Consider the following 14,258-nt stretch of genomic DNA (forward strand, 5'->3'; position numbering starts at 1 on the left):
ATGCAACTTGTACTGATATCCCCTAGGGGCGCATATTCTTGTATTAATACTTCTATTATTAAGGATCACATCCTCTGATCCATCATTGTCCCGATAAATATGATTTCATATAGCGACTGTTTTATTAACATGATATGAACTCTTACAGAATATAGTTATGTTAGTGAAGTCGTTATAACACGATAGGCACTTGTGAAGAAATACATATATGGGATGAGAGGGGGGTCTTTCGAGATGAAGAAATTAGAACAAATGAAAAATTGGTTAACAAAACAAGTAGACCTACCAGTGGATGTATTAATGGATCTACCTCGGATTACTCTTGTTGGGCAAATACATATTTATATAGAAAATCATCGGGGACTATTAGTGTTTTCAGATAAAGAAGTGCGATTGCTTTTAAAACACGGTCAATTACTAATTAAAGGACAATCCTTTGTTATTAAAACGATTCTTCCAGAAGAGCTTTTGCTCGAAGGGATAATTGAGCAAGTAACATTTTTAGAAAATGAAAAAAAAGGTGATTGAAGTGAAACTTCCATTAGTGAAGTTTTTCTTCTTTATCCTGTAAAAGTTTCGTTGATAGAGATCGATTACAGCTTTACTTTGTTTCATTTTAGTACGAGCTATTTTAATGCTTCAAATCTACTTTTAGAAAGGTAGTGAAGGTGGTAAATGAAAAATAAATGGTTTATAAAGTGGCTTGGATATGTAAAAGTGCGAATTGAAGGTAGAGGAGCGGAACGGTTTGTTAATGAATGTGTACGGAGGAATTTATTAGTTTGGGATGTTAAGAAGATAGCTGATGAAACGTTAGTTTTTTGTATGTTGTTACGCGATGTGAAAAAAATAAAACCAATTTATAGAAAAAATGAATGTAAATTATATTTTATTGGACGTTATGGTTTTCCTTTTTGGAATAAGCGTTTAATTAAAAACAGTGGATTTTTAATTGGGTTTTTAATTTTCTTTTTTGGCGTGATTGCAATGTCCAATATGGTTTGGAAAATTGAAATTACAGGAGCAAAACCTGAAACAGAATATATATTGATGAAAGAATTGGATAAAATGGGTATTAAAAAAGGAAAACTACAGTTTCAAATGCCGAATGTAGAAGATGTACAACGCCATTTGACAGATAATATTAATGCCATTACTTGGGCGGGATTAGAAGTAAGAGGAACGACGTATCATTTTAAAATTGTTGAAAAAAACGAACCGAAAAAAGAAAAGGAACAAATGCCGCAAAATTTAGTAGCAAAAAAAGAAGCGATTATTACAAAAACGTTTGTAGAAGTTGGAAAGCCGGTTGTACTGAAAAATGATCATGTAGAAAAAGGGCAGATTCTCGTATCGGGAATATATGGTAATGAGGAAAGTCCAACGATTGTTTCAGCGAAAGGTATTGTGTATGGCGAAACGTGGTATACATCTAAGGTGGATGTCCCGTTAAAGACGCAATTCCAAGTGTATACTGGTAATGTATACAATGAACATTTTCTTAAATTTGGGGGTACGAAAATAAAAATATGGGGATTTCAACATGATAAGTATAAACGCTCTCGTACTGAAAGCGTAAAGCATGATGTGAAATTATTTGGTTTTACACTGCCGATTGCATATGAAAAAGATGTTGTGAGAGAAGAGGAAGAAGCGAACCGAGAATATACAGAAAAGCAAGCGCTGAAAGTAGCGAAAGAGATGGCCGAAAAAGAACTAAAGAAAAAATTGGATGAACATGCTATGATTGTAAGTGATAAGATTTTGAGTAAAGAGGTTGAGGCGGATCAACTAAAAGTCACATTGCATTATACTGTGATTGAAAATATTGCAGAGCCACAACCAATATCCGAATCCGATATTCAAGGAGACTGAGTAATGGCAGAACAATTAGTAGAAATGAACCAACAATTGGAAAATACTAACGAAGCAATCGCTCTTTTTGGAGTCAATGATGCGCATTTAAAAGTAATTGAACGAGAACTGAATGTATCGATCGTAACTAGAGGAGAAACTGTTCATGTATCTGGGGCAGTTGAAACGGTGACACTCGTAGAAAAAATCTTACAGCAATTACTTGTTGTAATTCGTAAAAGTATATCAATTTCAGAGAGAGATGTTGCGTATGCAATTCAGCTCGCACAACAAGGGGAAGTTGCTCAATTTGAAGAGTTATATGAAGAAGAAATTTTCAAGACTGCAAAAGGTAAATCCATTCGTGTAAAAACAATGGGGCAAAGACGATATATTCATGCAATGAAGAAGAATGATATTGTCTTTGGGATAGGGCCTGCAGGAACTGGAAAAACATACTTAGCCGTAGTAATGGCTGTGAGAGCTTTAAAACAAGGATATGTAAAGAAAATCATTCTAACAAGACCTGCTGTAGAAGCTGGAGAAAATTTAGGTTTTTTACCAGGGGATTTGAAAGAGAAGGTAGATCCATACTTACGCCCATTATATGATGCCTTACATGATATTCTTGGACAAGAATATACGCAGCGTATGATGGAACGAGGAGTAATTGAAATCGCGCCGCTTGCTTATATGAGGGGGCGTACGCTTGATGATTCATTTGTTATTTTAGATGAGGCTCAAAATACAACGGGTGCTCAAATAAAAATGTTTTTAACAAGATTAGGTTTTAGTTCTAAAATGGTTATTACAGGCGACCCTTCACAAGTAGACTTGCCAAAAGGGGTAAAATCAGGGCTATCTATAGCTGCTAATATTTTATCTGGTGTATCAGGTCTGTCATTTATTACATTAGAACAAACAGACGTTGTCAGACATCCATTGGTGCAACGTATTATTGAGGCATATGATAAAATGGAATGATCCTATTTGTCAGGATCATTTCTTTTTGTATGATAAGGTTGGCGAACGGCATATTTTTTACTATCATGAAAGATAAGGAAAATAAACTATAGGTACTGGTGTATAAAATGTTACCTCAAAGTATCGTTGGGTAGAAGAAATGAAAGCTATAAATAGTTTCACTTTATTTCTGGAGAGGAGAAGGTATTGAAATCATGTCAAGATCTCAAGAAATTTCTAAGTGGTTTCGTAATTTACAACATTCGAAAAAACTAAGTTGGATTTCTTACGTTGTATTAGGAGCAGTGCTGTTTTTTGCGCTTATGAATAATGTAAAACCAGAGCAATTAGATGTTAACATGTATTCTATTGCGAAAAAGACAATCCATTCTCCTATAAAAATTGAAGATAAAGTTACAACGGATAAAAAGAAAAAAGAAGCCTCTACAAAAGTTGAAGATCAATATACATATAAAAGTGAGTATAAACAAAATAAAGTTGATATTGTGAATGACGTCTTTGCTAAAGTGGATGAAGTGGTGCAAGAGATTAAAGCTGTTGGACCGGATGATCAAAAAAAGATGACTGATGCTGAGAAAGTGGACAAGTTAAAAAAGAAACTACCCGCTGACTTAACGAAAGAATTATCTGATTCAAACTTACTAAATTTGATTAATGCAGATTCGAGCCAATTAGTATTAGCGAAAGATGCTGCGGTCACAGCGATTAATAGTATCATGACTGAGCACATTAAAATGGACGAATTGAAAGATGCGAAAGAACGATATGTAAGTGAGATGAATAGTGTTAATGTTGATAATGGTTTAAAAGAGTCAATTAAGGCGCTAGGAAGATATGCAATTTCAGCGAATTATTTTTATGACCCGATCTTAACAAAAGAGAAGAGAAAAGCAGAGGAAGATTTAGTTCCACCTGTTTATATTCTTCAAGGACAAGTTCTCGTTAGAGAAGGTGAGACAATTTCAAGTGATGTGTATAATCAGTTGAAATTAGTTGGCTTGTTAGAAAAAGGGAACGGTTTTCAACCTTATGTTGGATTAGCGGTACTCATTGGTGTGTTACTATACTTTATGCATAAACAATTTGAATTATTTTTAAAGAGAAAAAGAGAAGATAGACCGTATGTTTTAGCGTATATCACAATTTTGTCTATCACAATCGTTTTAATGAAAATCATTAGTTTGTTTCAAAAACTTGAATATGCAGGGATTGCATATGTTGTCCCGGTTGCGATGGGAACAATACTTGTGAAATTAATGATTGGTGATCGATTTGTCTTTTTAACGAGTATGATTTTTTCTGTATGCGGAAGTATTATGTTTAATGAAGGAGTAACGAGTACATTAAATTATAGTGTAGGGATTTACGTATTGTTAAGTTCATTATCGGTTAGTATTTTCTTGAGAGAAAAAAATCGTCGTACAATGATTTTACAAGCTGGTATACTCGTTTCTGTATTAAATGTAGTCGTATTGGCGGCGCTCTTATTATTACGTAATGGGAATTTTTCGCCTCTTGAAATTGGTACGCAATTATTAATGGCTTCACTTTCAGGGATTATATCATCCGTTTTGGCTATGGGGATTTTACCATATTTAGAAAGTGGACTTGGAATCGTATCAAGTATGAAGCTTATGGAACTATCAAGTCCAAACCATCCGCTTTTACGCAGAATTTTGTTAGAAGCGCCAGGGACATATCATCATAGTGTAATGGTAGCGAATCTTTCTGAAGCTGCTTGCGAAGCAGTCGGGGCAAATGGTGTATTAGCGCGTGTAGGGGCATATTATCATGATGTAGGAAAAACAGTACAACCACAATTCTTTATTGAAAACCAAATGGGGATTGAAAACCCGCATGATAAATTAGATCCTGTAACGAGTAAAGATATTATAATTGCTCACGTAACGGATGGAGTAAGAATGCTCGAAGAATATCATATTCCACAAGAAATTATTGATATCGCTGGGCAACATCACGGTACAACGTTACTGAAATATTTTTATTATAAAGCGATTAAAGAAGATAAAGAAAAATATACAGAAGAGATGTTCCGTTATCCGGGTTCAAAAGCAACTTCGAAGGAATCGGCAATTGTTGGTATTGCTGATAGTGTAGAAGCTGCGGTACGTTCTATGAATCACCCAACGCCAGAACAAATTAATAATTTAGTGCAAAGCATTATTAAAGATCGATTGCAAGACGGTCAATTTAGTGAATGTGATTTGACGTTTAAGGAACTACAAATCGTTGGGAAAACGTTATGTGAAACGTTAAATGGTATTTTCCATTCGCGTATTACATATCCGGAAATTCCGGAAGAAAAGGAGAAAGAATGAGTTTGTTAATTGATTTTATTGATGAAACAGAAGAAGTAAAAGAAGCGTATATGAGTTTAATTCGTGAAGTGTTAGAAAAGGCAGCTCAAATGGAAAATATCGAGGATGGCGCGGAGGTATCGGTGACATTTGTAGATAATGAGCGCATTAGAGAAATTAATCGTGATTACCGAGATAAAGATCAACCTACAGATGTAATATCCTTTGCCATGGAAGAGATGGGAGAAGGGGAAATGGAGATTGTTGGTGCAGAGATGCCGCGCATGTTAGGTGATCTTATTATCTCTATTCCAAGGGCGAAAGAGCAGGCTGAAGAGTACGGCCATTCTTTCGATCGTGAACTTGGATTTTTGGCGTTACATGGCTTTTTACATTTGCTTGGTTATGATCACATGACAGAAGAAGAAGAAAAAGAAATGTTCGGAAGACAAAAAGAAATTTTAGAAGCTTTTGGATTAGGACGATGAAAAAAGGAAAACTTATAGATAGTTTTGGATATGCTATAGCTGGTATGTTCTTTTGTCTTCGTCATGAACGAAATATGAAAATTCATTATTTAGCCGCAGTCATTGTTATATGCTGCGGCTTTTATTTCCATATTACGAAAATAGAGTGGATGATATTACTTATTGTAATAGGGAGTGTAATGAGTTTAGAAATGGTAAATACGGCTATAGAAAAAACAGTAGATTTAGCGACTGCTGATATTCATCCGTTTGCAAAAATTGCAAAGGATGTTGCAGCAGGAGCGGTTTTATTGTTTGCAATTATAGCTGTTATAATTGGTGCTATTATCTTTTTACCGTATATGGTATAGTTGCATTCCGAAGCTTTTATTAAGCTTTGGAAGTGCCGTAAGGGCCTTTAATGAGAGAGTGTATCTCTTCATAGCTGTGAACAGGAAGGATGCGGGAATATGAATAGTAAACAATTAATTTTAGAAGCAATCGAAGCGCGTAAACAAGCGTACGTACCATATTCTAAATTTCAAGTAGGTGCAGCATTATTAACGAGCGATGGAAAAGTATATCGTGGATGTAATGTTGAGAATGCATCATATGGCTTATGTAATTGTGCTGAAAGAACAGCTTTATTTAAGGCGGTTTCTGAAGGAGATAAAGAATTTGTAGCCATTGCGGTTGTAGCAGATACAAAGCGTCCAGTACCTCCTTGTGGAGCATGTCGACAAGTTATGGTAGAATTATGTAAACAGGATACGAAAGTATACTTATCAAATTTACATGGTGACGTTCAAGAGACGATAGTCGGAGAATTGTTACCAGGAGCATTTTTAGCGGAGGATTTACATGAATAGAAAAGGTTATAAATCAGGTTTTGTCTCTATTATTGGCAGACCGAATGTTGGAAAATCTACATTTTTAAACCGTATTATCGGCCAGAAAATTGCTATTATGAGTGATAAGCCACAAACGACTCGTAATAAAATTCAAGGTGTATATACAGAAAATGATTCACAAGTTATTTTCATTGATACACCAGGAATACATAAACCTAAACATAAATTAGGCGACTTCATGGTAAAGATGGCTCAAACGACATTGAAAGAAGTTGATATTGTTCTGTTTATGGTCAATGCAGTTGAAGGATTTGGTCGTGGTGAGGAATTCATCATTGAGAAATTAAAAGAAACGAAACAACCAGTATTTTTAGTAATTAATAAAATTGACCAACTTCATCCAGAACAATTACTAGAGTTAATTGATCAATATCGTAAACTACATGAGTTTGCAGAGATTGTACCAATTTCTGCGTTAGACGGTAATAATGTGGATGCTTTAATTGGAACAATTAAAAAGTATTTACCAGAAGGACCACAATACTATCCAGATAATCAAGTAACGGATCATCCGGAGAGATTTATTATTGCGGAGCTTATTCGTGAGAAAGTACTACATTTAACACGTGAAGAAGTGCCGCATTCTGTGGCTGTTGTTATCGATGCGATTCAAAAGCGTGAGGGCGGCGCAGTTTATATAAATGCAACGATTGTTGTTGAACGTGCATCGCAAAAAGGAATCATCATCGGAAAACAAGGGAAAATGTTAAAAGAAGTTGGTAAGCGAGCTCGTTTTGATATTGAAGCGCTACTTGGTTCTAAAGTATTTTTAGAAGTCTGGGTAAAAGTGCAAAAAGATTGGCGTAACAAGCTGTCACAGCTTCGAGACCTTGGTTTCCGTGAAGACGAGTATTAAAATATAGTAAAGCTGTAATCAGTGGATGGTTTGTTCATCCGCTGATTATTGGTTTTTATGAACTTTGATAAATTAGGAAAAATTTTTCTCACATGAAAATGGACAAAATGGGTCAATTTAATAACAACAAAGGAAATTGGTTTATAGGCTACGCTTATTGAGAAAGGTGGATTCTTATGCTAGATTTTACCTGGAAGTTTTTCTCCAAAACAGGAAGCATTGAAACGTACTTGCTTTTGAAAGAAATGGAAAAAGACGTAAACGATGAGATGGATCAACATGAAGAGGAGCTAGCACATCTAGACTCTCCAATTTCTTGACCCGTTTTGTTCAAACCTTGGATGGTGACGAACATGTTTCAAAAAGTTGAGGGCATCGTTATCCGTACGACAGATTACGGAGAAACGAACAAGATTGTTACAATATTCTCAAGAGAACTTGGTAAGATAAGTGCAATGGCAAGAGGGGCAAAAAAACCGAAAAGCCGGTTAGCATCTGTGTCGCAATTAATGACACATGGCCATTTTCTTATTCAAATGGGATCAGGGCTTGGAACATTGCAACAAGGCGAGATTATTTCAACTATGAAAGAAATTCGCGAGGATATATTTTTAACTGCTTATGCATCATTTATTGTTGAGTTAACTGATAAAGCAACAGAAGATAAAAAACATAATCCGTATTTATTTGAAATGTTATATCAAACGTTGCATTATATGTGTGAGGGTGTTGATTCAGAAGTATTATCATTAATTTATCAAACGAAAATGCTTCCGGTATTAGGGATGCGCCCGTACTTTGATACATGTGCGATTTGTCATCAAGAAACAGACTTTGTCGCCTTCTCCGTCAGGGAAGGCGGTTTTCTGTGCTCACGTCATGCAGAGCAAGACCCATATCGTATACCGGTAGGAGAAGCTGTTCATAAATTATTACGTCTTTTCTTCCATTTCGATTTACATAGGCTCGGAAATGTATCGGTAAAGGATAGCACAAAAAAACAAATGCGTTTAGTATTGAATACATATTATGATGAATATTGCGGAATTTATTTGAAATCAAGACGTTTCTTAGAACAACTTGATAAGTTTCAAATATAATTTTGGGCCGTATACGGTCCTTTTTACATACTTTCTTTTTCGAATAGCATATTTAGTATATAATATTTAAGAGATAGTATAACTTTTTTCGTTGTGCATTAAAGGTGGTGATTATCATAGAGCTGAATAAACGGCAAGAACATATCATTCAGATTGTAAAAGATCACGGTCCTATTACAGGGGAATCAATTGCAGCGCAATTGGGTCTAACACGTGCGACGCTAAGACCAGACTTAGCAATTTTAACGATGGCTGGTTATTTAGAAGCACGTCCACGTGTAGGTTATTTTTATACGGGTAAAACTGGGGGACAGCTATTATCTGAAGCTGTTAAGAAAATTAAAGTACAAGATTATCAATCTAGACCGGTTGTAATTGATAAAAATGTTTCCGTATACGATGCAATTTGTACGATGTTTTTAGAGGACGTTGGTACATTGTTCGTTGTAGATCAGATGACTCTATTAGTTGGGGTTGTGTCTCGTAAAGATTTATTAAGAGCGAGCTTAGGAAAGCAGGATTTAACCTCTCTTCCGGTTAATATTATCATGACAAGGATGCCAAACATTGCGATGTGTCGTAGAGAGGATTCTTTATATGATATTGCGATGGAATTAATAGAAAGACAGATTGATGCAATGCCAGTTGTAAAAGATACGAAACAAGGTTTAGAAGTGATTGGGCGAATTACAAAAACAAATATTACACGTGCGTTTGTAAATTTAGTAAATAACGAATAAGTGTAATTTGTTTAAAGTGAGGTAATGTAATGGATAATAAAATCGTATATGTCGTATCTGACTCTGTAGGGGAAACGGCTGATTTGGTTGTTCGAGCAGCAATGGGGCAATTCCCGTTTGCTCCTGATATTAGACGTGTACCGTATGTAGAAGATACAGGGACATTAAAAGAAGTGATTTCGATTGCTAAGAGTAATCAAGCACTTATATGTTTTACGTTAGTTAAGCCTGATATGCGCCAGTATTTAGTGACGGAGGCTGCAAGAGAAGGGGTAGAGGCATACGATATTATCGGCCCTCTTATTGATCAAATTGAAGAAATTACGGGGCAAGTGCCGAGGTATGAGCCAGGTGTTGTCCGTAGGTTAGATGAAGAATACTTTAAAAAAATTGAAGCGATTGAGTTTGCTGTGAAGTATGATGACGGCAGAGATGCAAGAGGTATTTTAAAAGCAGATATCGTGTTGATTGGTGTTTCGCGTACATCAAAAACACCACTTTCTCAATATTTAGCTCATAACAAACGCTTGAAAGTTGCGAATGTACCACTCGTACCAGAAGTTGACCCACCTGAAGAACTATATCAAGTGGCAAAAGAAAAATGTTTCGGTTTGAAAATTACGCCAGATAAGTTAAATCATATTCGAAAAGAACGATTAAAATCACTTGGATTAAGTGATGGAGCAACGTATGCAAATATTAATCGTATTCAAGAAGAAATTGATCACTTTGAGGAAGTAATTAGTAAAATAAATTGCCAAGTAATCGATGTATCTAATAAAGCGATTGAAGAAACAGCAAATATTATTGTGAATGCAGTGCAAAACCAAAAAATGTTTTAGCACATTTACCAAAGGTGAATGTGCTTTTTTCGCTCTGGTGAAATATGATATCTATGGATTTTGTAATAGATTGTAGTGTAATGGTTATACTTATACTCCTTTGTCTTTTAGTATATTCAAGGTGTGAGTTTGTCATCCTGAAATGTAAGATGAAAAAATAAAGGGATATGTAGCGTAGTTGAAGAAAATATATTATAATAAAAAATTGTGATAAAAACCTATATTTTACGTTTAGACTTTAATTTTTCAGAATAAACTAGGGATAGGATTTACGAAAAAGACATGTAATTACGTTAAATCGACAAAATCTATACAAGAAAACGCACATTATGGAAGGATTCACAGAAGGGATGTAGAATACAGAAATATGCAAAACATCAACAACATATTAGTTGGTATAGATGCATGTCCCGTGAAGAATGAAATTGTGCAAGTTGGAGCGGAATTTCATGTCGGAATTTTGTTTGTCGCATCATATGCTCATCCTTTAAGGAAATAGCAAGGCAATTGGATCTTTGTAGATACTGAACAAAATGGAGTTGATTGTTATATGGATCAACATGAAAAAGCTACAGATCTCAAGATCAAACAGTATATGTGACTTGCTACTGTTCTTGTAAAAAGGTGTATATGTATTGTTTCTAAGAGGTACATTTGTAACAGATGAGCAAATGTATACAATTTTATATAGCAGGTATGTATCTGCGATTTATGCAGATAAAGGACCTATAGGAAAGGTTCAAAACCGTTTATACCATGTAATCGGCAACACTTTCTAACAAGTTTAGAAAAATATTGTCGAATTATAAAGGAATTTTTTAATTTATATCGAATACAAAATACGACACGGAGATGGAGTTATGGGGAACAGAATTCCCGAAGAAGTTGTTGAACAGATTCGGACATCATCCGATATTGTAGAAGTAATTGGTGAATACGTTCAACTTAGAAAACAGGGGCGTAACTATTTCGGCCTTTGTCCATTTCATGGTGAGAATTCTCCTTCATTCTCTGTTTCATCTGATAAGCAAATTTTTCATTGCTTCGGATGTGGAGAAGGCGGAAATGTATTTTCATTTCTAATGAAAATGGAAGGACTGGCTTTTACCGAGGCTGTTCAAAAGCTAGGCGAAAGAAATGGAATTGCGGTTGCGGAGTACACATCAGGGCAAGGACAACAAGAAGACATATCTGATGACACTGTCATCATGCAACAAGCTCATGAATTATTGAAAAAGTATTATCATCATTTATTAGTAAATACGGAAGAGGGAAATGAAGCACTTTCATATTTATTAAACCGTGGTATTACGAAAGAGATGATTGAGAAGTTTGAAATTGGTTATGCATCACCTGCTTGGGATGCAGCGACGAAAATTTTACAAAAAAGAGGTTTATCGCTGTCTAGTATGGAACAAGCTGGCCTTCTAATAAGAAGTGAGAAGGATGGTAGTCATTACGATCGCTTCCGTGGAAGAGTTATGTTCCCGATCTATACGTTACAAGGTAAGGTGATAGCGTTTAGTGGAAGGGCGTTAGGAGATGACACTCCAAAATATTTAAATAGCCCGGAAACGCCGATTTTTCACAAAAGTAAATTGTTGTATAACTTCCACCAAGCAAGACCGTTTATTAGAAAGCGTGGGCAAGTGGTTCTTTTTGAAGGATATGCCGATGTACTAGCTGCGGTAAAAAGTGGCGTGGAAGAAGCCGTTGCGACAATGGGAACGGCTTTAACTGAAGAACAAGCAAAACTTCTGCGACGTAACGTTGAAACTGTTGTTCTTTGCTATGATGGTGATAAAGCAGGGCGAGAAGCGACGATGAAAGCAGGGCAATTATTGCTAAAAGTTGGTTGCCAAGTGAAAGTCACATCCTTGCCAGATAAGCTTGATCCTGATGAATATGTGCAACAATATGGGACTACCGCTTTTGAAAATCTTGTGAAATCAAGTGTGAGTTTTGTTGGTTTTAAAATAAATTATTTGCGTTTAGGGAAAAATTTGCAAGATGAGTCTGGCAAAGAAGAATATGTGAAAAGTGTTTTAAAAGAGTTATCGTTGTTACAAGATGCGATGCAGGCAGAGTCATATTTGAAGTCATTATCGCAAGAATTTTCGTATTCAATGGAAACACTTTTGAATCAATTGCACCAATATCGCAAAGAACAAAAGGTACAGCAAAAACAAATAAAGCAGGTTGCTAAACCGTCTCAAGTCGTTCAAACAAAACCGAAGTTAACAGGTTTTGAAAGAGCGGAAAGAGAAATTATTTACCATATGTTGCAAAGTGCAGAAGTAGCTGTTCGTATGGAATCCCATATAGAAGATTTTCATACAGAAGAACATAAAGGGATTTTATATGAACTATACGCATATTATGAAAAGGGAAATGAACCTTCAGTCGGAACATTTTTAAGTTGGCTCTCTGATGAAAAGTTGAAAAATATTATCACTGATATTTCGACGGATGAATTTATTAATCCAGAATACACAGAAGAAGTGTTGCAAGGCCATTTGGAGACGCTTAGACGGCATCAGGAAAAACTTGAAAAGATGGAGATCATCTTTAAAGTGAAACAAATGGAAAAAACAGATCCTGTAGAGGCTGCTAAATATTATGTAGCATATTTACAAAATCAAAAAGCGAGAAAATAGCTTTTTTGATAAAGTTTTAGTATAATGAATGTTTGTATCTCGCGTAAGGAGGGGAACAGATGGCTGACAAACCAGCTCGTTCTAAACAAATTGAAACTGAAATGACCCTTGAGCAAGTGAAAGAGCAACTCACTGAGCTCGGAAAAAAACGTGGCGTTCTTACATATGAAGAGATTGCAGAACGCATGAATGGATTTGAAATTGAATCCGATCAAATGGATGAATACTATGAATATTTAGGTGAACAAGGCATTGACTTAGTTGGTGATAATGACAACGAAGAAGGCCCTAATAATCGCCAAATTACAAAAACAGAAGAAGAGTTTGACCTCAATGATTTAAGTGTACCACCTGGGGTTAAAATCAACGATCCTGTTCGCATGTATTTAAAAGAAATTGGTCGTGTAGACTTACTATCTGCAGAAGAAGAAATTCGACTTGCAACGCGTATTGAAGAAGGCGATGAAGAAGCGAAACGTCGTCTTGCAGAAGCAAACTTACGTCTTGTAGTAAGTATTGCAAAGCGCTACGTAGGCCGTGGTATGCTTTTCTTAGACTTAATTCAAGAAGGTAATATGGGTCTAATTAAAGCTGTTGAAAAGTTCGATTATCGTAAAGGTTTCAAATTTAGTACGTATGCAACTTGGTGGATTCGCCAAGCTATTACACGTGCCATTGCAGACCAAGCGCGAACAATTCGTATTCCAGTTCATATGGTTGAAACGATTAATAAGTTAATTCGTGTACAACGTCAATTATTACAAGATTTAGGTCGCGAACCGTCTCCTGAAGAGATTGGTGAAGAAATGGATCTTGCTCCAGAAAAAGTACGTGAAATCTTAAAAATTGCACAGGAGCCAGTTTCTCTTGAAACACCAATTGGTGAAGAAGATGACTCCCATTTAGGTGACTTTATTGAAGACCAAGAAGCAACATCGCCTGCGGACCATGCAGCCTATGAATTGCTAAAAGAACAATTAGAAGATGTGTTAGATACACTAACAGATCGTGAAGAAAATGTTCTGCGTCTTCGTTTCGGTTTAGATGATGGACGAACTCGTACGCTTGAAGAAGTTGGGAAAGTATTCGGCGTAACGAGAGAGCGTATCCGTCAAATTGAAGCAAAAGCACTTCGCAAATTAAGACATCCAAGTCGTAGTAAGCGTCTTAAGGATTTCTTAGAATAGGTTATTTTTTAAGTTTACTTCACCTTTGTGAAGTAAACTTTTTTATTTTGTTAATTTTTGTTAAAATTTAGCTATCGGCAACGATTACAATTTCTTGTAATTTATTTTACAGAATTGTCTTTTGATTTGCAAATGCTCAGTTTTCGATTTTTCGATTAATTTTGTTTATTCTATACAAAAATATATGTAGAAAAGCGAAAAATATGATGAGAAACGTTAATAATTATCGAAATAATAAGCTATATGACAATAAAAAACAATAAACTGAATTTATGGAATATTTTTAACAAGTAGTAGTTTACTCTTTTCTGATAGAGCGTTTTCAAGTACAATGGAAATGAC

Annotated in this window: 15 protein-coding genes; all 15 read left to right on the forward strand. The window is 35.5% G+C overall.

Features of this window, described 5'->3' with window-relative positions:
* Positions 1-234 precede the first annotated feature (234 nt).
* The 15 genes from yqfC (at position 235) to rpoD (ending at position 13,916) form a co-directional block, all read left to right on the forward strand.
* A complete protein-coding gene (gene yqfC, locus DN403_RS11925; protein WP_000732269.1) occupies positions 235-528 on the forward strand; it encodes a sporulation protein YqfC in 294 nt (97 codons plus the stop codon).
* A 147-nt stretch (positions 529-675) separates the two neighbouring features.
* A complete protein-coding gene (gene yqfD / locus DN403_RS11930; RefSeq protein WP_000792496.1) occupies positions 676-1,875 on the forward strand; it encodes a sporulation protein YqfD in 1,200 nt (399 codons plus the stop codon).
* A gap of 3 nt (positions 1,876-1,878) precedes the next feature.
* Positions 1,879-2,838 carry a PhoH family protein gene (locus tag DN403_RS11935; protein ID WP_000840517.1) on the forward strand — a complete coding sequence of 320 codons (960 nt, stop codon included), beginning with the start codon at positions 1,879-1,881 and terminating at the stop codon, positions 2,836-2,838.
* A 194-nt stretch (positions 2,839-3,032) separates the two neighbouring features.
* Complete coding sequence (locus DN403_RS11940; protein WP_000091515.1) at positions 3,033-5,177, forward strand: HD family phosphohydrolase; 2,145 nt, start codon at positions 3,033-3,035, stop codon at positions 5,175-5,177.
* Positions 5,174-5,644, forward strand: a complete 471-nt coding sequence (ybeY, locus tag DN403_RS11945; protein WP_000054680.1) for an rRNA maturation RNase YbeY — start codon at positions 5,174-5,176, stop codon at positions 5,642-5,644. The genes DN403_RS11940 and ybeY overlap by 4 nt, the downstream gene beginning before the upstream one ends.
* The gene (locus tag DN403_RS11950) at positions 5,641-5,994 is read left to right on the forward strand and encodes a diacylglycerol kinase family protein (protein ID WP_000715473.1); all 354 of its coding nucleotides are present in this window, start codon (positions 5,641-5,643) and stop codon (positions 5,992-5,994) included. Before ybeY ends, DN403_RS11950 begins: the two co-directional genes overlap by 4 nt.
* 99 nt (positions 5,995-6,093) lie before the next feature.
* On the forward strand, positions 6,094-6,492 hold the full coding sequence (locus tag DN403_RS11955; protein WP_149185491.1) for a cytidine deaminase: 399 nt from the start codon (positions 6,094-6,096) through the stop codon (positions 6,490-6,492).
* Complete coding sequence (era, locus tag DN403_RS11960) at positions 6,485-7,390, forward strand: GTPase Era (protein ID WP_001080236.1); 906 nt, start codon at positions 6,485-6,487, stop codon at positions 7,388-7,390. Before DN403_RS11955 ends, era begins: the two co-directional genes overlap by 8 nt.
* A 176-nt stretch (positions 7,391-7,566) precedes the next feature.
* A complete protein-coding gene (locus DN403_RS11965; protein WP_000883924.1) occupies positions 7,567-7,710 on the forward strand; it encodes a YqzL family protein in 144 nt (47 codons plus the stop codon).
* 33 nt (positions 7,711-7,743) lie between these two features.
* Positions 7,744-8,490, forward strand: a complete 747-nt coding sequence (gene recO, locus DN403_RS11970) for a DNA repair protein RecO (protein ID WP_000487007.1) — start codon at positions 7,744-7,746, stop codon at positions 8,488-8,490.
* A gap of 107 nt (positions 8,491-8,597) precedes the next feature.
* On the forward strand, positions 8,598-9,230 hold the full coding sequence (gene ccpN, locus DN403_RS11975; protein ID WP_000583756.1) for a transcriptional regulator CcpN: 633 nt from the start codon (positions 8,598-8,600) through the stop codon (positions 9,228-9,230).
* 29 nt (positions 9,231-9,259) lie between these two features.
* Positions 9,260-10,072, forward strand: a complete 813-nt coding sequence (locus DN403_RS11980; protein ID WP_000368949.1) for a pyruvate, water dikinase regulatory protein — start codon at positions 9,260-9,262, stop codon at positions 10,070-10,072.
* 635 nt (positions 10,073-10,707) lie between these two features.
* Complete coding sequence (locus tag DN403_RS31115; protein ID WP_170962302.1) at positions 10,708-10,851, forward strand: hypothetical protein; 144 nt, start codon at positions 10,708-10,710, stop codon at positions 10,849-10,851.
* An 81-nt stretch (positions 10,852-10,932) separates the two neighbouring features.
* Positions 10,933-12,729, forward strand: a complete 1,797-nt coding sequence (gene dnaG, locus DN403_RS11985) for a DNA primase (RefSeq protein WP_000528221.1) — start codon at positions 10,933-10,935, stop codon at positions 12,727-12,729.
* A gap of 59 nt (positions 12,730-12,788) precedes the next feature.
* Positions 12,789-13,916 (forward strand): RNA polymerase sigma factor RpoD, encoded by a 1,128-nt coding sequence (gene rpoD / locus DN403_RS11990; RefSeq protein ID WP_000764066.1) that lies wholly within the window; start codon positions 12,789-12,791, stop codon positions 13,914-13,916.
* Positions 13,917-14,258 lie beyond the last annotated feature (342 nt).

It is taken from the genome of Bacillus sp. AY2-1, from assembly GCF_008368965.1.
Lineage (GTDB): Bacteria > Bacillota > Bacilli > Bacillales > Bacillaceae_G > Bacillus_A > Bacillus_A thuringiensis_S.